The 26,506-nt window shown below is 27.8% G+C and carries 20 protein-coding genes and 1 pseudogene; 7 read left to right on the top strand and 14 right to left on the bottom strand.

Features of this window, described 5'->3' with window-relative positions; translation table 11 throughout:
* Positions 1 to 8: 8 nt before the first annotated feature.
* The 14 genes from K292_RS16145 to K292_RS0105755 form a co-directional block, all read right to left on the bottom strand.
* Positions 9 to 332 carry a DUF2149 domain-containing protein gene (locus tag K292_RS16145; RefSeq protein ID WP_027399050.1) on the bottom strand — a complete coding sequence of 108 codons (324 nt, stop codon included), beginning with the start codon at positions 330 to 332 and terminating at the stop codon, positions 9 to 11.
* Positions 304 to 960 carry a MotA/TolQ/ExbB proton channel family protein gene (locus K292_RS0105815; RefSeq protein ID WP_027399049.1) on the bottom strand — a complete coding sequence of 219 codons (657 nt, stop codon included), beginning with the start codon at positions 958 to 960 and terminating at the stop codon, positions 304 to 306. The genes K292_RS16145 and K292_RS0105815 overlap by 29 nt, the downstream gene beginning before the upstream one ends.
* Before the next feature lie 297 nt (positions 961 to 1,257).
* On the bottom strand, positions 1,258 to 1,920 hold the full coding sequence (locus tag K292_RS0105810; RefSeq protein ID WP_027399048.1) for a Crp/Fnr family transcriptional regulator: 663 nt from the start codon (positions 1,918 to 1,920) through the stop codon (positions 1,258 to 1,260).
* A gap of 397 nt (positions 1,921 to 2,317) precedes the next feature.
* A complete protein-coding gene (locus K292_RS0105805) occupies positions 2,318 to 2,668 on the bottom strand; it encodes a metal-sensing transcriptional repressor (RefSeq protein ID WP_027399047.1) in 351 nt (116 codons plus the stop codon).
* Positions 2,669 to 3,323: 655 nt separating this feature from the next.
* Positions 3,324 to 3,977 (bottom strand): cyclase family protein, encoded by a 654-nt coding sequence (locus K292_RS0105800; RefSeq protein WP_027399046.1) that lies wholly within the window; start codon positions 3,975 to 3,977, stop codon positions 3,324 to 3,326.
* A gap of 61 nt (positions 3,978 to 4,038) precedes the next feature.
* Positions 4,039 to 5,367 carry a purine-cytosine permease family protein gene (locus tag K292_RS16140; RefSeq protein ID WP_037372640.1) on the bottom strand — a complete coding sequence of 443 codons (1,329 nt, stop codon included), beginning with the start codon at positions 5,365 to 5,367 and terminating at the stop codon, positions 4,039 to 4,041.
* 300 nt (positions 5,368 to 5,667) lie between these two features.
* A complete protein-coding gene (locus K292_RS0105790; protein WP_027399045.1) occupies positions 5,668 to 7,053 on the bottom strand; it encodes a sigma-54 interaction domain-containing protein in 1,386 nt (461 codons plus the stop codon).
* A 268-nt stretch (positions 7,054 to 7,321) separates the two neighbouring features.
* Positions 7,322 to 8,800: a stage IV sporulation protein A gene (spoIVA, locus tag K292_RS0105785; protein ID WP_027399044.1), complete on the bottom strand. Its 1,479-nt coding sequence runs from the start codon at positions 8,798 to 8,800 to the stop codon at positions 7,322 to 7,324.
* Between the two features lie 223 nt (positions 8,801 to 9,023).
* Complete coding sequence (locus K292_RS0105780) at positions 9,024 to 9,281, bottom strand: hypothetical protein (RefSeq protein WP_027399043.1); 258 nt, start codon at positions 9,279 to 9,281, stop codon at positions 9,024 to 9,026.
* Positions 9,282 to 9,354: 73 nt separating this feature from the next.
* Complete coding sequence (locus K292_RS0105775) at positions 9,355 to 9,771, bottom strand: helix-turn-helix domain-containing protein (RefSeq protein WP_027399042.1); 417 nt, start codon at positions 9,769 to 9,771, stop codon at positions 9,355 to 9,357.
* A gap of 9 nt (positions 9,772 to 9,780) precedes the next feature.
* Positions 9,781 to 10,212: a hypothetical protein gene (locus K292_RS0105770; RefSeq protein WP_027399041.1), complete on the bottom strand. Its 432-nt coding sequence runs from the start codon at positions 10,210 to 10,212 to the stop codon at positions 9,781 to 9,783.
* Position 10,213: 1 nt separating this feature from the next.
* Entirely contained in the window at positions 10,214 to 11,209 is a 996-nt protein-coding gene (locus K292_RS0105765) for a phage lytic cycle repressor MrpR family protein (RefSeq protein ID WP_027399040.1), read from the bottom strand.
* 13 nt (positions 11,210 to 11,222) lie between these two features.
* Entirely contained in the window at positions 11,223 to 12,554 is a 1,332-nt protein-coding gene (locus tag K292_RS0105760; RefSeq protein ID WP_027399039.1) for a DNA sulfur modification protein DndB, read from the bottom strand.
* Between the two features lie 149 nt (positions 12,555 to 12,703).
* Positions 12,704 to 13,111 carry a hypothetical protein gene (locus tag K292_RS0105755; RefSeq protein ID WP_027399038.1) on the bottom strand — a complete coding sequence of 136 codons (408 nt, stop codon included), beginning with the start codon at positions 13,109 to 13,111 and terminating at the stop codon, positions 12,704 to 12,706.
* Positions 13,112 to 13,780: 669 nt separating this feature from the next.
* Here K292_RS0105755 and K292_RS16135 point away from each other — a divergent pair.
* From K292_RS16135 to K292_RS0105720, 7 genes and pseudogenes are all read left to right on the top strand, one after another.
* Positions 13,781 to 16,543, top strand: a complete 2,763-nt coding sequence (locus K292_RS16135) for a hypothetical protein (RefSeq protein WP_051280411.1) — start codon at positions 13,781 to 13,783, stop codon at positions 16,541 to 16,543.
* Positions 16,527 to 17,282, top strand: a complete 756-nt coding sequence (locus K292_RS0105740) for a hypothetical protein (protein ID WP_027399037.1) — start codon at positions 16,527 to 16,529, stop codon at positions 17,280 to 17,282. The genes K292_RS16135 and K292_RS0105740 overlap by 17 nt, the downstream gene beginning before the upstream one ends.
* A 549-nt stretch (positions 17,283 to 17,831) precedes the next feature.
* Entirely contained in the window at positions 17,832 to 17,957 is a 126-nt protein-coding gene (locus tag K292_RS19250; RefSeq protein WP_281168534.1) for a hypothetical protein, read from the top strand.
* Between the two features lie 325 nt (positions 17,958 to 18,282).
* Entirely contained in the window at positions 18,283 to 24,180 is a 5,898-nt protein-coding gene (locus tag K292_RS0105730) for an RHS repeat-associated core domain-containing protein (protein ID WP_027399036.1), read from the top strand.
* Between the two features lie 18 nt (positions 24,181 to 24,198).
* Positions 24,199 to 24,774 (top strand): hypothetical protein, encoded by a 576-nt coding sequence (locus tag K292_RS0105725; RefSeq protein WP_027399035.1) that lies wholly within the window; start codon positions 24,199 to 24,201, stop codon positions 24,772 to 24,774.
* Positions 24,775 to 25,320: 546 nt separating this feature from the next.
* Positions 25,321 to 25,515, top strand: coding sequence for a DUF4368 domain-containing protein (locus K292_RS19520; protein WP_084145908.1), 195 nt, complete (start codon positions 25,321 to 25,323; stop codon positions 25,513 to 25,515).
* Positions 25,516 to 25,600: 85 nt separating this feature from the next.
* A pseudogene (locus K292_RS0105720) lies at positions 25,601 to 26,326 on the top strand (RHS repeat-associated core domain-containing protein); the annotation flags it as partial.
* Between the last annotated feature and the right edge of the window lie 180 nt (positions 26,327 to 26,506).

Here is a 26,506-nt window from a genome sequence, read left to right as displayed (position 1 = left end):
TCTTATATTCATTCTTCCAACATATACATTTTCCCAGTTACGGGATCTTTGTATACTGTACCTAATTTTTCATAACTGTCTCCTCCATTTTTACTTTCTTCTACTTTATCTTGTATCTCTTCCACTTGTGTTACGTCGGTCCCTTTGTCAATTTGAACCATTTTGCTTCCTTCTAAATCAACATTCCAGTAAATTACTAAGGATAACATTAATCCGCAAGCAAAAACCAACATTGCATCTACTATATTTACCACACCGTCTAAAGGATTTATTTCTTCCTCATATACTTTTCTGCGGTATAAGCTACTGTTGTTCCTTAATCCTGCTTTCATTACCATACATCTCCTCTAAAATTCCTTCCATTATTGCCTCTGTTGAAATCATATCGTCCTCATACCACCTTTTACGCAATTTAGATATAATAAAGGCTACTCCTGCGGTTGCCAAACCTGCCACTGTAGCGTCAAACGCTGTAAGCAAAGAATCCGCTAAAGTTTTTGTATCTCCTTGTCCTAGGGCAAGTAATCCCGGCCCTAAGGGTATTAATGTAGCCATTAATCCAAACATAGGTCCTAATCTTACAATTACATCCGTTCGATAAATAGTCTTTTGATACTGCAAATCTTCAGTGGATAATATTCTTCTTGCCAATGTCTGCCCTGAAGACGGCGATAATTGATTATTTTGCAGTAATTCATCTAAAGCCAATCTTTGACGTTTAAGAAGATTACTGCCTCTTATGATTTCTTGTATTTGATTTATCTTCTTATTTTGAATCTCATTTAAAATTTTTGATACCTTAGTTTTTTCTTTTCTTCTTTCAAAAATTATTTCTACTGCCAGACTTCCCAATTCAAAAACCACAACTACTACAAATATAAGTAATATAATAATTGCCGGAATCTTCAATGAAGAAGAGATAATATGTATTGCATTACTTATGGATGATGAAAAACCCATTCTTAATAATCCTCCTGTTTATGTTTTTATAACCTATTGTTTCACCTATAATAAAAATAAATAATTCAGCTGAATTTACTTAAATCCAAAATGTCCTCCTATCCTTTGACTTTTACTTTAAATTAATAATTTTTTTAATATTCCACAATATGTTTTATCACAATAAATAAAAAAAGTATGTTGGCAAGCCAACATACTTCTGACAAATTTCACATATTTTTCACTTTTTTAACAAAGTTCTATCATATTATACTATATTTGCAATTTTCTAAGTATTCTTATTTATTTTTTCGTTAATTAGTCATAAAAAGTAAATACATCTTTATTAAATGATATTATTCCTTCTTTCTTCATTAAACTCAGTTCATGAGATAAAGCACTTCTATTTACACATAAGTATTGAGCAAACTGTTCTCTGTTCATGCCAATGGAAAATGTTGATGTGCCTCTTTTATTTTTAATTAAATATAAATAAGTTAAAATCCTTCCTCTTAAAGATTTGCTGGAAAGGGTCTCTATCTTATATATTTTTTTCATATCCTCATTTGCAATTAATCTAATCATATTAGATAATAATTTAATTTGAAATTTAGGAGGTAAAATTTCTTGCAATATTAATTTATTTTTTGAAAACTTCAAAACTGATGAATCTTCCACGCTGATAATAGTAACAGGACTTATACATGTCTTTGTAGCCATAATTTCAAGACCAAAAAAATTTCCTTTTTCTATAATTTGCATTAAATGCATATTTCCTTCATAGTCATATTTTACACTTGTCAGTTTACCTTTACACAAAATTCCGAGATATTGTAATTTTTCTTTTTCATGAACAATAACTTCACCTTTTATTAAACTTTTCATTGTAGGTTTTAAAAGAGAATAAAGAATCATGCAATCTGAAGCATTAAAACCTTCAAATAGCTTTGATTGTAACATGACACTTATTTCCTTATCCATACTGATAAAACCCCTCTGACCTCACAAACAAAAACAAACTAAATACAATTATACAAAACTCATTATAACTATTTTAATATTATTGTCAACAATTAAATTTCTTTTTTTGTTAAAATTCTAAATAATATTACAATTAAATTCATTAAATTTTTTATACAAAAATACCAATATAACTAAATATTCATAGTTATATTGGTTTAATATTTGTATGATTTGCATTTTTTCATAATCATTAAATAACTGATTTAAAACATCTTGAAAATAGTTCACGTTTTAAAGGATGATTAATAGGCAGTGATTGAAAAAGATTACCGTATTGTCCGTATAATAAAAAAACCACATTGAATTTTACTTCAATATGGTATGGTTATTAATACTATTTTAAACTATAAATTAATTATTTTATAAATCGATCTATGGCTTTATTCATATTATCTATAACTTCTCTGTCACCTGATTCCACAGCATCTACTATGCAATTTTCAATATGATCTTTTAATATCAGCTTGCCTGTATTGTTTAAAGCAGCTATTACGGCTGACAATTGAATCAAAACTTCACTGCAGTCTCTTCCGTCTTCTATCATTCTCTTTACTGATTCTAAGTGACCGCTTGCACGAGATATGCGGTTTAATACTGCTTTCGTATGCTTATGACTATGTTTATGACCATGCATCTCATCGTGACTGTGTGAATACTCTGTTCCGTCAGATGCCGTATGGGTATGGAATTCTCCATTTTCTTTCATAATCAACTTATCTCCTTTTAAATCTATATATTGAATAATTAATAATATTTGTATTTTAAGCTATCTTATTTTATCTAAAATTGTTTGATTTATCAATACATACTTTATTAAAGCGTTTATAAAAAATTTTAAATTAGTCTATTTTTTAAATTTCCTACTTATTTTATGTGTTAGTTTATAAAATAAAGTGCCTTAGTTAATGATTTGTAAATTATATTTTAAAAACTATTTACTATGATAAATATCATTTTCATTAACTATCTAAGAGATAAAATCCAAACTAAAACAAAGTAAAAAATTATTTATAATTTATTTTAAATCCTAAGAATAGAGATAATTATAATAATAGTATTAACAATAAAAGCAAAAATCAGAAAATAAATATTAACTAAAAATATTGATAAAGTGGATTGCACTTGGAAAATGATTCCTTAACATTACTTTGTAAATTCTTAAATATTTTACTCTGAGATTTTTAATATTTAAATTTTATCATTAATTTTTATATAAAAATTATTCTATCATTAATAATTCACAAAAACAAAAAATATGAGTTAATAAAAACTCATATTTTCTGTTTTATAAACATTGCCAATATTTTATTAATTTGAGTAGCAGGTTATCTTTAAGACTTATAATTTTTTCAACCTTATAATTATTCTATTTCCATAGCCACCGCTCTTACCGGAGAACCATCTGTTCCTACTATTTTCATTGGAAAAGCTGCAACTACCACATTATCAAAATCTATATGATCAAAATAAGCCATGTTTTCACCAATCATAAGTCTCTTCTCAGAAAAAAGATCATGAACAGGGAATTCTGTTCCGCCTGTGTTGTCCGCATTGATTGTATCAATACAAATAAATCTAATACCTTGGTTTACAAGAAAATGTGCAACTTCAGCAGAAACATAAGGATGATCAAAAAACTCTTCTGTACCTACTTTTTTATACCAATTAGTATTAAAAAGTACAATTTTCCCTTTTGTAATCTTATCTCTATATGGTTTTAAATCTTCCATTGTAATTTCTTCTTTTGCTTTTTTATCAGTTACTCTTATAATAACAGCTTCTCCGAAAAAGAAATCTAATTCCATCTGTTCAATTGTTGCTCCTTCATTACTAAAGTGATAAGGTGCATCTACATGTGTCCCTGTTTGTGTTCCTACATATACACCTGAAAGATTATACCCCTCATTTTCCAATGTAGTTGCGACTTCAATTTTAGGTTCAGGATCTCCAGGATAAATAGGAGTATTTTCTGTTAAATCCCAAGTTAAATCTACAAATTTCTTTACTTTAAACATTTTTATCTCTCACTTTCTTTTCTACTGCACTGCAGTTCATATTTACAAACAAATTGATTATTTATTTCTTTCCAAATAGCTTCATTGCAATAATATATAAGAAAAATGCAATAAAGAAAGTAGGAAGGGTCGCTCCTATTGCAACAGTATGAATCATACTCAGATAGTAAGCTATTACTGCCGAAATCACAAAAACAATCATAGAAATAATATTCACACCGTTATTATAACGATAGTCTTTATATTTTTGGGGATTCACTATAGCTTCTACATTATATTTGCATTTTTTAATAACAAAAAAGTCTGCAATCATTATTGAGAATATAGGCATAAATAAAACTCCAATTATGTTTACAAAGCTCAAGAAGGCATCTAAAATACCGCTGAATAAAGCTCCGATAACACAAATTACACCAATTACAATTGCAGTTTTTTTAAACCCTGGTTTTGGGTACACGTTTAAAAATGACATTGTTGCACTGTATACACACATTACATTTGCAGCAATTACTGACATAAAGATTACTACAGAACCTGCAAGACCAAATCCAATTTCTCCAAACACTTGAGATGGTTCATAAGTTAAATTCATGTTACCTGCCAAAATCATACCTATCATTAGTGCACCAACACCCATTGAAAGAGTCGTGCCTAAAGCCCATCCTGCTCCGCATCCAATTGCGGCACCTTTTATTGTCTTACAATTTCGGTTATAGTCTGCTGCCATAGGAGTCCAAGATAAAGCCGTAGCAACTACAATATCAAAAGCTGCCATTGCAGTCAATCCACTTACATTATCTGATGGCACAGAAAGAATTAGATCCATTCCAATTGAGGTAAAAGCCTTTACAATAACGCTTCCTGTAATTACTATAATAAGAATCATTGCAATTTTTTCATAAAGCGCTATACCTTTAATTGCATATAAAGAAATAACTACAACTAAAATTTCAGTAATAATAGTAAACAGTGCCGGGCTGCTAAATCCTGTGTAATAGTTTACTGCATAATTTAACGCTAAACCGCCAAGACCGGCTTGTGCCCATGACCAAGCTACTAAAATAAAGATATTAACAGATGATGGCAGCAAAGAGCCTTTTTCTCCGAAAACTGCTCTGCTTAATACCATTGTAACAAGTCCTGTCTTTGTTCCCATTACACCAATTAAAGCTAAAGGTATTACACCAATAATGGACCCAATAAAGACTACTTTTAATGCTGTTCCAAAAGTCAAGTCCGGAACCATGTACATACCCGTCAACATAGTTGTAACAACTAAGTTGCATGCAAACCATATAGCGAAGTTTGAAACTCCTGACAAAGTTCTGTTTTCCAGTGCTATAGGCATTACATCATCTTGATAGGCCTCTGAATTTTGATTTTCTTTCATGTAAAGATCCTCCCTTTATCATTTTTAAAAACCTATTGCTTAATTTTTAAATATGCAAGACCAATGCCAAGATAATTTTATTGAAATTTCAACAATTTAACTATATTGATGGGTTTAATTAACATTTATTAATCATTAATTTATTCATTATTGAATAATACTTAATAAATTTATTTTTAATTTTCCTTTTAAATTTTTTAATTAACTGAAAAATCAAACATATCGCAATATTGCAAAATATATTTAATTATTCAAAAACAAATAAAGGATATTCATTTTTGAATATCCTTTATTTCTTTCTTATATTTTCTTTACATATTTTTGTATCTTTCTCACCGCAGAAGGCTGACTTATGCCCAGTATTTTAGCAACTCCTATAGTTGAGCCGCATTTATTATATGCTTCGCAAACAATTTCCCTCTCATACTTTTCCAACCTCTGTCTTAATGATACATTATTATCCAATTCATACATAGTAATATTTTTGTTAATATATTTGGGTAAATGTGAAGGCAGTATAAAGTCTGATTCAGATGTTAAAACTAAACGTTCTAGGGCATTTTCCAATTCTCTTATATTACCTGGCCATTTATATTCACATAATAAATCAAATGCGCCTTGTGACAGTTTCTTTTTTAATTTGTAGGATTCATTAAATCTTTCTAAGAATAATTTAATAAGATGGATTAAATCTTCTCTTCTTTCTCTCAAAGGTGGTATATCTATGGTTATTACATTTAATCTGTAATATAAGTCTTCACGAAAGAGATTATCTCTAATCAAGGCTTTAAAGTCCTTGTTAGAGGCTGCTATTAAGCGAAAATCCACTTGGATTTCTTTTGTTCCTCCGACTCTGATTATTGTTTTGTCTTGAATTACTTTTAAAAGTTTTACTTGTAAGCTAGGCGGTATTTCACTTACTTCATCTAAAAATAATGTTCCATTTTCAGTTAGTTCAATAAGACCTATTTTCCCTTCTTTATTTGCTCCTGTAAATGACCCTTTTTCATAACCAAACAGTTCGGATTCAAGAAGATTTTCCGGAATAGCGCCACAATTTATTTCTATAAAAGGGCCCTCTGCCCGATTACTTTTATTATGAATCAATTTTGCAAACATCGTTTTTCCTACACCGGATTCTCCTGTTAGTAAAACATTAACATCAAATTTTGCCACTTTATTTATTGTTTTTATTACATTCTGTGACACGATTGATTTTGAGACAACACCTGCTATTTCCAAGCTTTCGCTTCTCAAAAGCTCCAACTCTTCAGCATATTTTTCGAATTTATTTTCAAGTAATTCATGCTGCTGCTGCAAATTTTTAAATTCTGTAATATCTCTTGAATAGCTGATCACTCTGGTTATTTCGCCTTGTGTATTTTTAACCGGCGTTGCTGTAACTATGATATCTCTGTTCTTATTGTTTATTTGTGTCATTGTAACCTTTTGTCCGGTTTTCAAAACGATAGCAATTATAGATGGTTTGAATACTCCTTGTCTTTCCATATCATAAACGCTCTGACCAATTGCATCTTCTCTGCTGACACCGTATACACTTTCAAAAGTAGGACTTACATTAATTACGATACCTTTTCCGTCAGTAATTAAAATATCATCATGGATTGCAGATAATATATTATCTAATTCTTTCTCAAATTCATACGCCTTATTATTCTCCGACATTTTAAACCTCTCAATCCTAAATTTTACTACTTTTAACGTATATTATATATTTATAGAAATTATTTAACAGTGTATTCAATTAATATTATATAACAAATTTAAAATTTTAATAATCTTTGTAAGGTATTTTGAATCTTATATCTAACTTTACTTTAATTTTTATTATAACACAAGGAAAACCTCCTGTTTCTACACAAATTGCTGTAGTTTTCAAGAGGTTTGTTGAAGCTTTTTTATATTTATATATTTATTTACTGATTTACAATATTTATAATACGATACAAATGAAATAGTCCTTTCCTTCATCACTAATTTTCTGCAATGATCTTTGAACTTTAGTTCTAATATGATCGGGAACATTAGATAATTTATTTTCCATCTGTTCTGTAACCATTTCATATAAGGATTTTCCAAATATATTTGTATCCCAAATTTTAGACGGATCATTTTCAAATTCGGTAAGCAGATATTTTATTAAATCTTCCGACTGTTTTTCTGACCCGACTACAGGGGATACTTCTGTTGTAATGTCCGTCTTTATAATATGTAATGACGGTGCTTTCGCTTTAAGACGAACTCCGAATTTATTACCTTGTTTAAAAATTTCGGGTTCTTCAAGTACCATTTCTGTAAGTTTAGGCTGCACAATACCATATCCGCTGTCTTCAACTTGTTCCATTGCGGATTTCAGTTTGTCATAAGATTTTTTCGCTTGCGAAAATTCTTTAATTAACTTAAAGAAATGATAATCATTTTTAACTTCTTCATCCATGATTTCTTCCAGTACTTTATAGAATAATCCTTTTACAGCTTCTACTTCTACTTCAATATTTCCTGTTCCCAAATCCATATTACTTATAGAAATTCCTTGTATAATTTGACCATCTTCTAAAGTATTAATACTGTCTCTTATATCTTTTACGTTATCAAAAGTCTTGCTCCATTCTTTAATGTTATTTATAATTGTAGCTTTAATCCAATGGTCACTTCCAAGACCTTCAATAAATCCAGGTAAATGAAAACTTATCTGGGTAGCTGGGAATTCATAAAGCGTATCGCTGAGTATATGATTTAAAGTATTTACATTCATTCTTGCACAATTTGTTGCTATTACTGGAACTTGATATTTTGTTTCCAGACTGCATCTTAAATCCTGTGCTGCTTCTTCCTCAGGCTCTACAGAATTTAATATTATAACAAAAGGTTTTTTTAATTCTTTTAGTTCTCTTACAACTCTTTCTTCTGCCGGAACATAGTTTTCTCTTTCAATTTCTCCTATTGTCCCATCAGTAGTAACTACAACACCAATAGTTGAATGATCTGTTATAACTTTTCTTGTTCCTATTTCTGCGGCATCTTCAAAAGGAATTTTATCTTCCTGCCAAGGTGTATTTACCATTCTCATCTTATTATTTTCCATATGGCCAATAGCAGAGTTAACCATATACCCTACGCAATCTACCATTTTTACTTTAAATTTCGTATTACCTTGTAATTCTAAAGGTACTGCATCTGCCGGTATAAATTTTGGTTCAGTTGTTGTAATTGTTCTTCCTGAGCCACTTTGTGGCAATTCATCTGTAATTCTTTCTTTTACATAAGAATTTTTCACATTTGGAATGACTAATAAATCCATAAAACGTTTTATGAATGTGGATTTACCAGTACGAACGGGACCTACTACGCCGATATATATGTCGCCTTGCGTCCGCTCGGATATACTTTCATATATGTTTAGGTTTTCCAATTTTCTAACCTCCTCTAATATTCGTTCCACTTATGTCTGTACAATATATTATAGGCAGGCCATGTTTATGACTATAAAAGTATCATAATTGCATTTGAAATTAATTTTTAATATATATTGAAACAAAAAAGGCTTATCAATTATATAAATTTTACATAATTAATAAGTCTTTACATTTTATGTAATTAAAATGTAGATAGTTTTTTATAATTCCTAAAATATGTTAGTCAATAATTTTTATATTAATTAATATTGAATCTAATAATTCTTTTAAAAAACTTTTATTATTTTCATTATCCATTTCATCACTCATTCCTATTAATTTTTGCTTAAAATTATCTGAATTTTTATCATAATAGCTTTCACCTAATAATAGATCATAATGACCTGACAAATCACCTTTATCCCAAAACAATCTAATAAATCCAAACGGACATCTACTATTTTTATCTACTTCTATTTTATAAATATTGGCATTCATACATTACCCCTTCTATTATTTTAATAATTATTTTTTATTTTTATTTATTAGGTTTAAAATTATGAAGCAGTCTCTATATATTCTGCTTCATAATTTTAAGTCCAATATCAATACTATCAATAATATACTTTCTTTCACTATTAATAATTTTACCATCTGACAAAAAAATATCTGCATTATTTAACACGCTTTTTATTTCTTTAATAAAATCCTCAATTATAATTTTATTAATTTCATCTTCTTTAAAATAGTCATATTTAGCAATTTCCAAATCATATTTATCTTCTATTATATTAAAAAAATAGTCTATAGATACACCAAAGTAATCAGCAATTCTCTTAACCTTAACTGCTTCAATACCTTCCAAAGTATCTTTCTTCATGTATTTGTTAATTGTGTCTGGACTAAGACCTACATTTTCAGCAAATTCATTAACATATTTTACATTATTTTTTACCATTAAATACTTGATTTTTTCTCCAAAATTCATATTTTACCTCTATTTTAACAATTGCCATTTCCCATTAATATAATTTAATCCTATATTGCATAAATTTTTATGTTGAAAATAACAATATTTTTGTCTTAAATCAATAAAAATTAAAGCTCTTCTTACATCTACATTATTTAAATTTTCTAGATCAATTACTAAATTATAATCTTCTGGGCACTCTAAAATATTTGCTAAATATTCTTCTCCAGAAATTATTTTTTTTAATCGACGATTAGAAGATTTAATCAGTAGATCACATAGACTCTTATAGGATAATTGTTTTATAATTTCATCTATTATTTCAATTTGTAATTTAATATAAAGAGTTTCATTTTTTGTATATCCAATTTTATTAACTTCATATAAGTAATTGCATAAAAAATCTTTATTTCTATTCATGTTAATAATTAGATCGTTAATATTTAAATACTCTATCATATTAATCACGCTCACTTAATATTTTTTTCCAATCTAAATATTGTGCTTTGTAGCTTTGAATATTATTAGGATTTATACCAAATCTAATACATATATCTTTATAATCCTGAGTCTTTAACTCTCCCTTTTCATTCTCCAAATTCATACAATAATCAAAATATCCACTTTTAAATATATTTTGCAAATTTAAAAATTCACAATCTCCAACAAATGGTATTTCAACAAACTCACCAGTAACAACATCTCTTTTTCCTTTAAAAAATTTAGTAGCTTTAGATGCAATAAAACCTGAACTTACTAGTTCATTATTCTTTGATGTATTAGGTCTATTTATTTTTCTTATAATGTAAGGTGTGTCAGTTAATTCAAATTCTGTTCTCTTACTTCTATTTGCTTCACCATTTCCTATCAAATATGTATTTTGTTTTTGTGCTTCTTTTAAAATATCTAAACTTTTTTTATAAGTTATAACTATCTCTCTTATATCTCCTTTTTCATTAGCAACATGAACTTTACCTGTCTGAAAATCTATATCACTATATTTTAAATTAATCATTTCAAAATGACCTTTACCATCTATACCCTCAAAAGCTAGAACTATTATGGCTCTATCAATAGGATTTATTAGCTGCTCACATATTACATACATTTCTTCTCTATAAATATAACTATTAATATGTGCATGTTTCCAAACATAATCTTTTAATTTATCTCCCATAAACAAATTAGTTATATCAATTTTAGATTTAACAAATCCATTTTTATTTGCCCATCTTATATATTCTAAAATAGGACTAACATTACGTCTAACACCAGACATTGTTTTTGATCTTATTGATTTAAAAGCATTATCTAATTGATCATAATTAAAATCAAATATATCTTTTTTATAAAATTCTTCGGATTCACTAATTTGTAACAAACTATATTTATAGATTTTCGCTGTATCATCGGAATAGATATTTAGAAATCTATTTTTTAATGATTCATTATACATAGGTTATATCCTTTCAATATATAATTTCATTGAAATAACTAATAATATTTTTTAAATTTGATTTAGTCAAACTTATTGTTGGATTTAATTTTTTATTTATAATACCTATTTTCACCCATTCTGGATTATTAATATCAAAGTTAGTATTATCTAAAAAATCAATTAACCTTTTTTCCCAATCTTCCTCATGTTGTAACTTTTTTGCTACACATAAATATCCTACAAACATTGCAGGCATAGTAACAACACTTTGACTTTTAGAACCCTTTAAATCATCAATAAAATCTTCAACCTTATAACCTATTACATAATCAAAAAAATTAGTTAAATAATTAGCTAAATTGTTTACTTCCATATTAGTTTTAATTTCCCATAACATATCAATAGTATTTGACATCATATCAAACATTGTAAAAGCTTTATTCATTCTAATCAAAGTAAAATCAGTAGTAATCTTACCTTTTAAATCACCTTGTCCATCATTAATTTTATTTACGACTTTATTCCCCCATTTATTAATATTTATAATTGATTGTATATATTTTGAGTTTATCTTATTTCTAATATTTTCCTGATGAATAAAGTTCCTGCATTTTTGTACATCCCAATTAGTAAAACGAACCTCCATAATATAGTCTAAATCTGGATTTTCTCCCAAAGCTTTTATTATACCTAAACACCTATGAAAACCATCTATTATATTTATTTGTCCCGAGGCTATAACTAATTCATTTGTTTTATCATTATATCCAAATTCGTCATTTCCATCTTGTAATAAATTTAAAGTAATTGTATTGGGAATAAATCTTCCTTCCAAAAAAAAATCAGCAATCTCTGAAACTGATTGTTTATTTACGTTTGCTACTTTTATTAAATCTCCATCTTTGCTTAATTTATGTTTAGGAGATCTTTGCGTTTCAAAATTATAAGTTATTATACTGCTATCTTGTAGTTGTTTAATTTTTTGTATTGGTAGATATAAAATATATTGATCATCTTTACCTTTCAAAACGTTATTAAATATAATAGGATATGATATTGTATTATCTATAATCTGTTTTTTATATTTATTTCCATCATCTATTTCTACTTCCGTAAAATAATCTTCTTTTTTTATTGAAGGTTCATTTGTCTTTTCGTATAAATATTTAGTTAATAAATACAAAGTAACTTCATCTATTGTATCCAGCGGAGTATTTTTGAACCAAATTTCTTGAAATTCTCCAGTTAAAATATTATGTTTATTCATATTTTTTTTAACAGCATCGGCTACTTTTTTATTTGCGTTATATGTTGTAATGATACTATCAAGATTTTTCTCTAATTCGAACCTCTCCTTTAACATTCTAACACCTCCATTGCTTTTATAAATAATATACTATTTATTATTTATTTAGTCAATAGTTTTTATTTCTATTTAGTTTAATCTTAAAAGGTGTTATTTTATTATTTTTTTGTATTTATTTTTTATTTTTATTCTATATTTTAAAGGCTCTATGTTGCCTTTCTTTCTTTAAATAAATGTATTATATAAATCATATGATATTTGTTTTTATTTTCATTCCAAATTTCATAAAATAGCTTTAAATCTTGCTCAGAATTTATAGTTTTCAACAGTTCATTTAATGTACTTATATGTAATCTATCTATTAAAGAAGTTATATTTAAATCTCTTAATTTGTATTCTAACATTATAATTTTATTAATATTATCCTTATATTTAATAAAAGTCTTTAAAATTAAATTAGGAGCATAAAAACCTTTCATTATATTTATATAATCACGTAATTTATGTAATTCTTCTTCTGTTTCTATTTTTAATTGCAATTTTTTAAAATCACTTTCATTAGTAAGATTATTAATTGAAAAATCAATATTATTAGTACTATTTTTTTTATACATATTTATCTCCTTTATTATTATAATTAAAAAAATGAAAATTATGTCGAAAAATACAAAATTATGTCAAAGCTTAATATATTGACGAATAAAATAATAAATTTTAAAATTTTATTAAAAGATATAGATATAAAATATAAATTAAAATTTATTTTTTATTTTAATTTATATTAACACGAAAAATTTTACATGTCAAATTTATTACTATTATTTTTTATTTTTATTATATAAAATAATAACGATTATTATCAATATCATTATATTTTGTTTGTTATTATTAGTTTTATTTAAGTCACTATTATATCTTTTTCAAAATATTAGTTACTAATATTTTAATTGATAAGTTAAGTAGCCTTAAATAGTCTTTTAATTTATAAAAATCATGTGTTTTAAATCAAATAATTAGAAAAATAATAATAAAAAATTATTAAATCATTATTATTTCGCAATTTTAATAAATAGAAATAAAAAATATTTATATAAATTGACATATATTTTTTATTATGGTACATTGTTTATAATATTTTGATATCATTATTGAAGTTTAAAACAATATGAAAATATTATTTTAATCACTATTATTGGAAGAATCTAAAAACAATATAAAATAAAGCAATATAATAAATATTTAGAATATCCAAGATAAAAAATAATAAAGGGGTTGCTAGTAAATTGATAAAACAAAGTACAAGTTTAAAATTTGTTTATAAAATACACTCATCTAGATTAAGAAATGCTAATTGGGACTTAAAAATTACACTTAGTGAAGCAAGAAAAAATGATGAATTAATAACAATTTCAGATAATGAATTAATTAGATTTATTTATAATATTAAAAATTATAATTTTTCTGAAGAAAAAGTTGAAAATATAAAAAATAAAATTAAGCAGATTAAAATATTGGATACAAATATGAATAATATTAATAATATAAAAAAGTTATATTCGCAACTAGATGAAATTTTATTCATTCCTGATATAGTAAATATAATAATTGATAAAAATAGTGACTTTGATAGAGCAAATAAAGGTTTTTTTATAAACGGATTAAAATTCCAAAGACTACTAGCATCTACCGGAGGTGTTAAAAGTAAAACTATAATCTATGTATTAGTAGAGATATATAATAAACTTAAAGAAAGAATAGATAACGGTAGAAACTTAAATAAAAAATTAATACCTGGAAAATTAGAAGCTTATCAAGCTTTAATTTGTAGTGCTAGTATACCAATGATAAATACAAAAAATATATTAGTAGTTAATGATTGTATCACTGATTTTACAGAAGATATTATTAAAATAGATGATGGCAAAGGTACATATCCTATTATGCAATTAGAAAAAAATGCAAAGCTTAAATTAAATGATAGTGATGGATATGGCTTAATATCTCCTGATTTTAGCAAAAAATGGAGTTCATATTTGGGTCTTAAATATGAACCTTCTGGATATTGCATTAGAAACAGTTTTTGTAAAGGTATGCTATTTACTTTTGATTTTAAAGAATTTGCCAGAAAAATTGCAAAAAAAATTATTGCAGTTGATGTCTGGGGAAACAAATATAATATAAATGAAATAGATATAATTCTTACAACATCAATGTTAAAACTATGGGATTCCTACGAAAATTTAAGTCATTACATAAGTAATTGTGAAAAAAACAAATATAATTTCAGTATAACAAAAGTAATGCCCGAAAAATTAGAAAACGAAAGAAATTTAAACTATCAGTTTATTCAATCCCTAAATTTAAATGATAATGATATTGAGCAATTAATTAAACCAACAGTTGATGAAATTAAAGATGTTTTATATGGTGATTACAGAAAAAGCATATTATTTCTAAGGGGACATCATATTAATGAAAATAATGTTGATATTGGAGATTATAATTTTATAAAAGCATTAATGATTGATAAAAAAATTATTGAAGATCCATTTGTTAAAAATAGCATACATAAAATGATAAAAAAACGTATAAACGATGCCAAAATAGGTGTTTTAAAAATTAATGGAAACTTTTCAACTGTATCCGGAGATCCCTACAGTTTATGCCAAAGTATATTTAACTTAAAAGTAACAGGTTTATTAAAATCAGGCGAATTTTATTCAAATTATTGGAACAAACTTAATGTTAATAAAGTAGCTTGTTTTAGAGCTCCAATGACATGTCACAATAATATCAGGATACTTGATTTTAAAAAAAATACTGATACAGAATATTGGTATAGATATATGAATACTGTAACAATTTTTAATTCTTGGGACGCAACTGCATACGCTTTAAATGGGTTAGATAAAGATGGAGATACAATATTAACAACAAATAATCCTATAATATTGAAAGGTATTACTCAAATGCCTGCAATTGTATGTATGCAGAAATCAGCAGAAAAAATTATTGTTAAGGAGGAAGATCTAATTAAATCAAATAAAAATAATTTTGGTAATGAAATTGGGACTATTACAAATAAAATCACCTCTATGTTTGATGTTTTATCAAAGTTTAATAAAGATACTAAAGAATATAAAGAATTAATTTATAGAATATCCTGCGGACAAAATTATCAACAAAACTCAATAGATAAAACCAAAGGAATCATATGTAAAGACATGCCAAAAGAATGGTATGATTTTAAACCAAATAAAATTTTAGAAAAGGATACATTAAACACAATAAAAGAAAAGGAATTTAATTTAAATATTCTTGCTGATAAAAAGCCTTACTTTTTTATTTATATATATCCAGATCTAATGAAGAACTATAAAAATTACATTAAACAAACCAATAGAAATTCCTTAGGCAGATTTGGTTTAAGCATAAATAATCTTATAGAAAAAGATAATAAATCGGATGAAGAAATAACTTTTCTTGATTACTACTATACGCTAATGCCTGTATTTATAAACAATTCTATTATGAATAAAATATGTTGGAAAATTGAATATTACTTTGATGACTGTATAAAATCTAAAATCAAAATAAATAACTTTGATTATAATTTATTAAAATCACACGTGAAATATTCAAAAAGTAAATATAATAAAATTTATGAACTATATGAAGAATACAAATATAATCTGCAACAATTTTCTAAATTAGCTAAAAAAGATAGACTTGATAAAAGTGAGAAAAGAATTAAAAGGAGTTTATTTAAAAATACATTTAAGCAAAAATCTTTTGAAATCTGTAATAATAAATTTGAATTATGCGATATAATTCTTGATATTTGTTATCAAAACAATAATTCAAAACAATTTGCGTGGGATATTGTTGGCAATATTATAATAGAAAATTTATTAAATAAAAATAATAATACTTATAATTATCCTTCTTTAGATAAAAATGGAGATATATTATTTTGCGGAATGCGTTTTATAATGAAAAAGAAATATATTACAAGTTATGAGGAAATTTATGAATATAATAATTAATGAAAACGATATAGTAAATAATGCTTTAAAATATAATATAATACATAAAAAACCCACTATAACTATTAAAGCATTAATCAAATATTACTATAGTTTAGGCTACAATAAAAAAAATATAAAAATAGAAATTGAAAGCTTCATGTCTAAAAATTATATATCTTTTAATAATATTACATGGGATAATATTATTAATAAATTAATAAATAAATATGCAAATGATAGTTATAAATTATTAGTAATTAATAACATAAAAATTACTCAAATTGAATTAGTAACTATTAGTAATTTAAATAATCTTAAACAAGAAAAGATATTATTTGTATTATTAGTTTATGCTAAAATATTTAATCAAATAAATAACGAAAATAATAATTGGACTAACAGTAAAGATAAAGATATATTTAGTGACGCAAAATTAACTTTAAAAATTGTAGATCAAAGATTGGCCTTACATAAATTGTTTCAAACAAATTTAATTAGTCCGGCAAAAAAAGTTGATAATACAAATATTTGTGTAAATTTCATAAATGAAAATAGCAAAAATGTAATAATATTAAGTGACTTTAGAAATTTTGTATATGAATATTTAAAGTGGAAGGGCGAGAAAATTGGTTATTGCATTAAATGTGGAAATAGATTCAAAATAACAAGTAATAGAAAACAATATTGCAATAGTTGCTGGAAAGAAAGAGAAAAAGAATTATGGAGGAATAGTAAAAAAAGAAATAGAAATAAATAACTTCCAAGTTTTAAAAAAATATATAGTTATTGAATTTTAAATATTTACTAATATATTAGCAAACTATCTAATATGAAAGATATAAATATGTATTACCAGCACATTAAAGTTGCTGGTTTTTAATTTAAAAGGGAAAATCGCTCTAAATGTATCTTAAAATAAATCTTTTACTTTACATTTATTTTATATTTGATATTATCCAAACTTCAAAAATTTATGGAAATATTGAAAATTAAATGTTTGTAATCATATTAACAATTTTTCTAATATGAAAGGATCATAGTTCTAAGTTCATAGATTATCTCCCAATGAAACATTAATATAATATATAAATTTAAATTATATAAATATTAATTAGGGAGTATTACATTTAGATTATATTAAAAAATTTATACATAAAGGAGGTGATTATTATAATTAGACTAGTTAGAATATTTATCCACAAAATTTTACTGCAAATTATTATATTATATAAACTACGTATTCAACAAGAATATACTTGAGAAAATATTCTTTATTTAGAACTATGAAATATAGGAGGTGTATTTAATGGCTGGTAAAACAATTACTGATTATAAAAATATTATTACATCAAAGCTTATTGGAGATGAGTTATTACTTAAAGCATTAATCAATAACGAATCTGACTTTCTTGTTAATAATATTAATATATAACCAGAAGATACATTATATACATATATTTATCCTTATAAAATAGCAGAAAATTTCTTTGTAGAAACAAATTCAATTTTATCTATATTTTCTAATTTCTATTCAGATAATAGTAATAATTTCTATACAGGCTATATTCTTTTTAATGCCATATGCCCTAAAGATTTATTGAAAACAGATTATTATTTTTAACTTTATTCAAAACTTTTTCTAATATAGATACATAATATTTATAAACATTAATAAACCCGAACAATAAAAACAGATACAGCATAAAAAGATGAAACAAATACAAATAAGATAACTTCAGAAGGAGGATTAAACAGAAATGGGACAAAATAAAAAAGATACAAGAACAAAAGAACAACCAGATAATAAAAACTCAAAAGGAACAATCAAAACAGGTACAGCAGAAGAAGATAAAATAAATACGAATATAGAAAAACAGAGTAATATAAGTTCAGAAAATAATAGTTTACCGGATTTTGTAGCAGAAAAGATATTTAATAAGTTAGATACCTCATCTCTTTCAACAGAATTGGCTCGTAAATTATATTATACTATGATAGATTACCAAGGAACAAAAGATGAACTCCTTGTTGAGTCTATAGGTATACTAAAAATCCTCACACTGTCAAGCTCAATTTACAGCCAATTGACAGAGGATAACAAATTAAAACTATGTAAGTTCTTTGGAATTAGCGAAAACTTTTTTAATTATTCAGAAGAAAAAGGTGAAAATTTAGAAAAAGCTATTCTTATTTATTCAAATATGTTGGGATATGGATTGACAGATGAAAAAATAGAAAAATCAATCCAAGAAGATACAAGAGATGCGTTAATATCTACAAAAAAACAAGAACAATTAAGCCACTTAAATTCAACTCAAAAAAATCTTATAAGACTATCTTCAACAGATGAAGATCCTTTTTCAGATGTTAAATATGATAAAGAGAAAACACTAGAAGCACCATTTAATCATAATAATACTGCAAATGAACAGATTGACTTAGGCTCAGGAACATTGAAGTATATTGTAACAGATGTTATATTACCAGGTGCTGGGGGATTAGATTTGGTAATTCAAAGACAATATAGTACTGAGCAGGCTAATTATTATGATATAAGTGGCAAACTGGCATATGGGACAAGCTCTAGAGGGAAACCAATATATTCTTATATGAATGTATATGAAAGAGAAAAATATTTTGAAAAAAATGCAGATGACACAATGGGGGAACAAATTGATGCTACTTCCTATGACGCCATAGGTGAAGATTATATGGAGTCAAGAGCCTTTAAAGGCCTTTATAATATGAAGCAAATAGAAGATAAAGGAGATTATTATTCTGCTCATTTATATAAAAATACGATGAGCACCAGTCTTACTAGTAATATGTTTGCTAAACAGATATCAAATCCTATTACAAGGAATGAAGAATTATGGCAGCTTGGTGCAGGATGGAAATTTAATTTTTCTTATATAGATACGGATTTATTCTACTATGACTTTATAAAATTACATCTATCTGATGGTAGAGAATTTGGAGTATCTTCAAACTGGGTAAATAATCTAGGGTATTATCTTTATAAAGATGTAATTTTTGCAACAGAGTCAAATACAATAGCAGGACAGAGTTCATCTTATACAGTTACATATGCTGATGGTAAAAAAGAATATTTTAACTCTGCAGGCAGATTAATTGCAATTGTAGATCGATTTGGGAATACCATTTCTTTTACCTATACAACTGTTAACAATATGTTGGAGATGCAGATAACTGATACTCTTGGAAGAATTATAACTCTAAAAAATGAAGTGACTGCCTCTGGATATAATAAGGTTTTAAGGTTACCTGACGGAAAAACAATCACATATATACTAAATCATAATACTGCAAGAACCTTAAATGCTTTTGATAAATATGAATCTTTTGCAGGACAGCATAATGAATATAACTTAATGAAAGCAATTAACCAAGAAGGAGAAGCAACATCTTATACTTATTCTGATATAAAGTGTGCTTCAGATTTTGCTGCTCGCTTTCACTTGACTAGTAGTAATAAGTTTCTAAGTGTGGAGCCTTTTGATGATGAAGATACATATTATCCAAACTATTATGCCGGGCTTACAAAGATTATATATCCTACAGGTTTAATGGTAAACTATGAATATTATCAAAGAAGAAATAATTGGTATGACTATGGAAGTATGGAGGATATTGCACTAAAAAGGAGGTATGATCAACAGGGAACAACATTGTATAATGAAAAAGAGTATGATTATTCATATCGATATAAGAAAAATGGTGTATTAACGAATTTCCTATACAATGCTGATGGATACCACAATGAACTTTCAGAAAGTAACCCATTTGATGATTGGATGAATTGGTGGGTAAAAGAAACAGATCTTAATAGAAATATTACAACAAAATACACTTTTGATTATAGAAGAGGAAATTGTGTTGAAGAAGATATCTATGTAGGTTCCGGTTTAACCCAGAAAAACACTATTGATTATCATACATTTAATTTGTTTGTTCACCCTTCCAAATCCAAAGTAACAACAAACCGATATAATACATCAAATGTTCAAACATTGACGACTATTGATTGCTATGACTATGACAATAAAGGGAACGTCATCAGCTATTGGCCGGCACTTTCAGAAGGAAACACTTCTGATACAGAGTATAAGGTAACAATGACTTATAATAATCAGTATAACTATTTAACAGGTAAGACTTATAAGAGAGATGTGGCTAGTACAATTAATGAAAAGTATGTACCGACTGCAGATCAAAAAAGTATTGCTCAGTTTTTGACTTATGAAAATGGTAATTTAAAAGCAAAGAGCGAACTTAGCTATGATACTTACGGTAACGTAATAAAAAATAAACAATATACAGACCTCCAAGCAGGGATATATACTGAAACAGACCATACCTATATGAATGGTACCTACCTCTCAAATATTGCAGTGCAAAATGTAAAAAATGCAGATGGAATCAATTTAGGGGGAATCTTAAGACAAGCAACCTATGACATCTATGGAAGAATTCTAACGGAAACAGATGGCAAAGGAAATGTGACTACCTATACCTATGATGACCTTGGAAGAGTAATAAAAATTATGTATCCAAATAATAGCACAAAGACTTATAATTATAATACAGTGTCTAATGAAACTACTATAACTGATGAAAGAGGATACGCAACTCGTTATAAGTATGATCCTGCAGGAAACCTGACTGCTGTCTACAGCATAGATGGAGGAAATGCTACTTTACTCAAAGCAAACGAGTATGACAGGGTGTATAGGCTCATAAAATACCAGAATAATCTTTCAGAAGGAGGAGGAGCAACTACTTATAGCTACGACTATCTTGATCGTATTCTTAAAAAAAGCTCTGTAAATGCCTCTAATCAGATTTTATCACAGGAAAACAATAGCTATTATGATGATAAAGTGATTAAGACTATCTTAGGAGATGCAAACAGTAAGACCATTGTCACTACTGAATATATGGATAAGTATGGCAGATTAATAAAACAAGGAAGAAGTAATAACGGAAAAGAAGTTTTCAGTACTTTTGTATATAACTACCTTGGAGAAGTGATAAAAGAAAATTCTGCTCGTGCTAATGAGGAAAGTTATCCAGAGGACTTTACTACGAAATATAAATATGCCCATGATGGAAAAGTCATAAAAAAATATGATGTCCTAGGAAATTTTATCACCACAGGTTATGATGCAGCAGGAAGAAAGATATCACAAACAGATGCTAAAAGCAATGCATCAGGAGGAAGCTATCGTACCCTTTACACCTATGATACACTTGGAAGACTCATAAAAGAAGAAACACCATTTACTGCAGGAGCAGCATCAGTAACAAAATACTATTATGATAAAAATGGGAATCTAATTCAAAAACAAATAGAAAACAGCCTTCCAGGAGCAGATGCAGCCTTTACAAAGATTGAATATACATATAACAATCAAAACAAGCTGGTACAGGTAAAAAGTTATGATGGTAGTAACGTTGCAAATGAAGTAAATTATGAATACGATACTGCAGGAAATATGACCACCATGGTAACAGGTAACGGTACTCAAAGGACAACCTATGAATATGACCGCTTTGGATATTTAAAAACATTAACCGATCCACTTGGGCAGAAAGAGACCTACAGCTATGATATCAACGGCAACATGATTTCCAAAACCGACAAGAATGGTCTGACTACAGCCTATACTTATGATGGACTATCTAGAAATCTTAGTCAAAGCATTACCAAGGAGGGAACTAAGCAGCAAGAAATAAAAGCATACACTTTAACAGGAGCTATAGCATATGTCCAAAATGAAAACCTGAAAACAAGTTATACCTATGATGAACAGGGTAAAGTCATCACAGAGGTAGATTCTAATGGAATAGAAAAGAATTACACTTATGATGCAAACGGCAATGTAAAGACTTCGGTTGTAAAGGTTAATGATGCAGTAGTGAAAACAATGTCTTATGTATATGATAAAAAAGACAGATTAAGTGAAGTTTATGAAGCCGGGAATTTAGTAGCAACGTATATTTATGATGCAAATGGAAATAGAAGACGCTTTATTTATGGAAACGGTAACAGTGTAGATTATGCATATAATTTGGCAAACCTTGTTACTTCTCTTGAAAATAAAAAAGGAACTGAAACAATCTCAAGCTATGATTATACATATTATTTAAACGGAAATCAGGCAGCAAAAGTTGATAATAATGGACTACAGACCAGTTATATTTATGATGGCCTTGGAAGGCTGACTAAAGAATCAGAAAGCGGAACAGCAGATGCCATTACCAAGACCTATACCTTCGATGCAGCAGGAAATAGAGCTACAATAACAGTGACTGGAGCAGAGAATTATACCACAGGCTATCAGTATGATTTGAATAATAGACTGACTACAGAAACAAAACAATTAAGTGACAAAACTGAAGTTATGGACTATTATTATGACAATAACGGAAATACCATAGCAAAGAACACAGGAACCTTAAGTGCCATCAGTGGCGCTGAAACTCTTACTATTTCTCTTGATATGACAGGAGCAGAACTGTACAGCTACGATGGCTTTGACCGAATGACTGGTGTTCAAAATAGTAAAGGCAGAAGTTCTTACACTTACAGACCAGATGGACTTAGACTGTCAAAGACAGTGAATGGCGAAAAAACAACCCAAGTATGGGAAGGACAGGATATAACCTTAGAATTGAATGAAAATGATGAAGTAATTAACCGTTATATAAGAGGAATAGGATTAATAAATAGCGATAATAACGGATGGTATCTGTTCAATGGACATGGAAATGTGGTACAATTAACTGACAGCACAGGAAATGTAACAAAAGAATATGTCTATGATGCATTTGGAAACGAAAAGAATATATATACTAATGATACAAACCCATTTAGGTATAGCGGAGAGTATTTTGATGCAGAAACAGGAACTGTTTATCTAAGAGCTAGATATTATGATCCTGTTATAGGGAGATTTATTACAGAAGACAGTTATACGGGAAATAGTGAAGATCCATTAAGTTTGAATTTGTATACATATTGCAAAAACAATCCAATCTTATATACTGATCCTAGTGGTCATAGTATTGCTGATGCAAAATGGAGCCAGAATCAATATAATTACTATAAAGACTTAGCTTCTAAGGGAAATAAATGGGCTCAAAAACAAATTGATGAAAATAATGTATATGTTGATAATGATGGACATGTTTATACTAATAAACAAGTCTGGGAATATAAGCACCCTAATTTTATAGATGGTATATATATAAAAGCAACAAAGTTTCATTTTGAAAATAGGGATAAGTTGAATGGCGTCCCTCCGACATATGAAGAAGTAACTAAAAGAAATTCAGGATGGATATTATTAAGTCAAGATATGTCTGTATATCATGACAATGGGAAAGGTAAACCAGAATTAAAGTTTATCAATCCTAATGGTAGAGAGGCTGTATTTGATGGAGACACTTTAAAACCTATAACTGATTCTAAATATAAAGCAACCTATAATTATGTAACCCCTGCACCGAAACCTTCGAAAGCCACAGATATTAAAGGCTGGGCAAAGTTTGCAGGAAAAGGAGCAGGGCATTTTGTAACAGATATGCTACCATACTATCTTACAAATAATAAAAATGATAGAATCCAGTAAAATCTTGGAGGTCATACAATGAAATTATTTAAACTTTTTATGATACTTTTAGTAATAATAATACTTGCTATAGGTATACTTACAGTTGTAACATCCCGCGGAGTTACACAGATTATTGATTTAATTAATAAAGATACTGATACATTAAATGTGGAAGAAGGATTTGATTTTTCTGAACCTATTTTAAATAAGTATGAAATAAATAAAACTTTATTTATTCCTTATATGGTAAAGAATACACCCAAAAGTAATGATGAGAAATATTACACTTATTCATTAAAATTAGCATCATATAAAGAAAAAAATAATAATAAAATCGTTATTAATTATGTGATTATAGATGAAATGCAAGATGTATACTTTAATAAAGTCGAGAAAGAGATTAATCAAGAAGTAGCTTTTGATAATAATGAGATACAGAGCGGTGATATGATACTCATTGATGCAATAAATAGCTACGATATGAAGCTAAATAAAAAAAGTAGAATAAGAATTGTAATAAATATAAGCGTAGAAGAAAATGGCAAAATAATAACTAATGATTTAAAATATGATTTTCAAACTAGAATAAGAGAATACTTAGTACAACCATAAAATTTAAGCTGAGGCGCTTAGGGTAGTAATGACATATTCTAAGGCATAAAAAGGTAAGTAAGGTCGTAGGTGTCACTTTGACGATTACGGCCTTATTTATAGAAATGGAAGCAGTATATTTTGCTAATTAATCGACCAAGACAGACCAAACAGGAAGATTAACAAACTATCAATATGACGGTTTAGGAAGATTAACTAGGGAAGCAGAAAGCGAAGTAACCGATGCCATTACCAAGACCTATACCTTCGATGCAGCCCTTAATCCTGCTTGACTACCAGATATCACAGTCCTCTGTCCCAGTCAAGGGAGACAAAGCCATTAATTTCGACACTTGACCAGGGCAGATAGCCGTGCCATTTATGCTTAATTAACACGGCTGCTTCCTCACTTTACAGGTGCATAAAAATTGGCGAATAGGATTGGATCGATAAGAAAAACGTGTTGGCATATCAAACTTCCGTTTTGCGTCCACCGTCCCCGCCTCTCTACTTGCGTTTCCTGAAAAACCGGGCGAACTTTGAACGGCTGAGAAAACTCAGCACAGACTGTTTTTCTTCGTCCGGCGCTTTTTCAGATTAGCACTACGCCGATTTGCAGGCACTCGACTCGACCTCATTGTGCTTAGCGAGCTGATTGAAAAAATCACCGTGGGCGAGGCCCGAATTGAGAACGGCGAGAAAATTATTGATGTGACGATTTATTACCAATTTGTCGGTGCGGTCGAGCAATCTGTAGCCTGACCTACACCGAAATCGCAAGTATATATCCCCACTTCTTTATGACAAGTACTGCGGGGAGTATTTTGATACATAAACTGGAAGTGTCTATCTAAGAGCTAGGTATTATGATCCAAGTATAGGACGATTTATTACAGAAGACAGTTTTAATGGAAAGAGCGAAGATCCATTAAGTTTGAATTTGTATACATATTGCAAAAACAATCCAATCTTATATACTGATCCTAGTGGTCATTCAGCTAAAACTACAAAATGGAGTAATGATCAATATAACTATTTGTATTGGCAGGCAAATCATGGTAGTGAAGGAGAACGTAAATGGGCATTAAATCAGATTAATTCAAAAGCATTTTTTGTTGATCAATATGGAAATGCTTATACTAATGATGAAGTGTGGAACGCTAGACATCCAAAAGTGAAAGCGGAATCATTTTACACGTCTGGTAATGGACCTAGAGCAAGTATTAATAAAAAAGAAGTTGCATTGCAATTAGTTGGAGGAGAAGCTGGACTTGTAAATGTAAACGGAGATTATAAATATGGACAATGGGGATTAACTGGACAATCTGCACAAGGAAATGTAGGAATTGTATATAGCGAAAACGAAAAATCTATGGGTGTTTATGGAAAAATAAGCACAGCAAAAGCAAACGGAGCGGTAAAAATTCCGTTACCAATAACTGATCATAAACTAGTCGTAGGAGGAGAGATTGATTTTCTTTCTTTTGGTGGAGGATATTATTATAAAGATGGGAAATTTAAATCAGGAGTTCACTTTGGAGTAGGTGCAGATATAATCTTTGGCTTAGATTAAGAATAATAATAAACCAATCCATAAAAGGAATTATTTTATGGATTGGTTTAAAATAAAATTAAAGGAGATAGATTCTATATGAAAAAGAGACTGTGAAAAAAAGTCTGTAAAATATTAAAACTATATAGCTTTCTATGATAAAATCAAATTATTATAGGAGGCTATTTTTATGGCAAAGAA

This window comes from Anaerovorax odorimutans DSM 5092 (genome assembly GCF_000426305.1).
Taxonomy (GTDB): Bacteria; Bacillota; Clostridia; order Peptostreptococcales; family Anaerovoracaceae; genus Anaerovorax; species Anaerovorax odorimutans.
The sequence above is the reverse complement of the archived record's forward strand: the minus strand, read 5'-3'. Positions and strand labels throughout refer to the sequence as shown.

Bases quoted from the DNA above. Each gene is read 5' to 3' on its own strand.
- K292_RS0105815 (WP_027399049.1), bottom strand. From the start codon at position 960: ATGGGTTTTTCATCATCCATAAGTAATGCAATACATATTATCTCTTCT.
- K292_RS0105800 (WP_027399046.1), bottom strand. From the start codon at position 3,977: ATGTTTAAAGTAAAGAAATTTGTAGATTTAACTTGGGATTTAACAGAA.
- K292_RS0105765 (WP_027399040.1), bottom strand. From the start codon at position 11,209: ATGTATAATGAATCATTAAAAAATAGATTTCTAAATATCTATTCCGAT.
- K292_RS16140 (WP_037372640.1), bottom strand. From the start codon at position 5,367: ATGAAAGAAAATCAAAATTCAGAGGCCTATCAAGATGATGTAATGCCT.
- K292_RS0105760 (WP_027399039.1), bottom strand. From the start codon at position 12,554: ATGTTAAAGGAGAGGTTCGAATTAGAGAAAAATCTTGATAGTATCATT.
- K292_RS0105805 (WP_027399047.1), bottom strand. From the start codon at position 2,668: ATGAAAGAAAATGGAGAATTCCATACCCATACGGCATCTGACGGAACA.
- K292_RS0105775 (WP_027399042.1), bottom strand. From the start codon at position 9,771: ATGAATTTTGGAGAAAAAATCAAGTATTTAATGGTAAAAAATAATGTA.
- K292_RS16145 (WP_027399050.1), bottom strand. From the start codon at position 332: ATGAAAGCAGGATTAAGGAACAACAGTAGCTTATACCGCAGAAAAGTA.
- K292_RS0105755 (WP_027399038.1), bottom strand. From the start codon at position 13,111: ATGTATAAAAAAAATAGTACTAATAATATTGATTTTTCAATTAATAAT.
- K292_RS0105740 (WP_027399037.1), top strand. From the start codon at position 16,527: ATGAATATAATAATTAATGAAAACGATATAGTAAATAATGCTTTAAAA.
- K292_RS0105790 (WP_027399045.1), bottom strand. From the start codon at position 7,053: ATGTCGGAGAATAATAAGGCGTATGAATTTGAGAAAGAATTAGATAAT.
- K292_RS0105730 (WP_027399036.1), top strand. From the start codon at position 18,283: ATGGGACAAAATAAAAAAGATACAAGAACAAAAGAACAACCAGATAAT.
- K292_RS0105810 (WP_027399048.1), bottom strand. From the start codon at position 1,920: ATGGATAAGGAAATAAGTGTCATGTTACAATCAAAGCTATTTGAAGGT.
- K292_RS0105780 (WP_027399043.1), bottom strand. From the start codon at position 9,281: ATGAATGCCAATATTTATAAAATAGAAGTAGATAAAAATAGTAGATGT.
- K292_RS0105770 (WP_027399041.1), bottom strand. From the start codon at position 10,212: ATGATAGAGTATTTAAATATTAACGATCTAATTATTAACATGAATAGA.
- K292_RS19250 (WP_281168534.1), top strand. From the start codon at position 17,832: ATGGCTGGTAAAACAATTACTGATTATAAAAATATTATTACATCAAAG.
- K292_RS0105725 (WP_027399035.1), top strand. From the start codon at position 24,199: ATGAAATTATTTAAACTTTTTATGATACTTTTAGTAATAATAATACTT.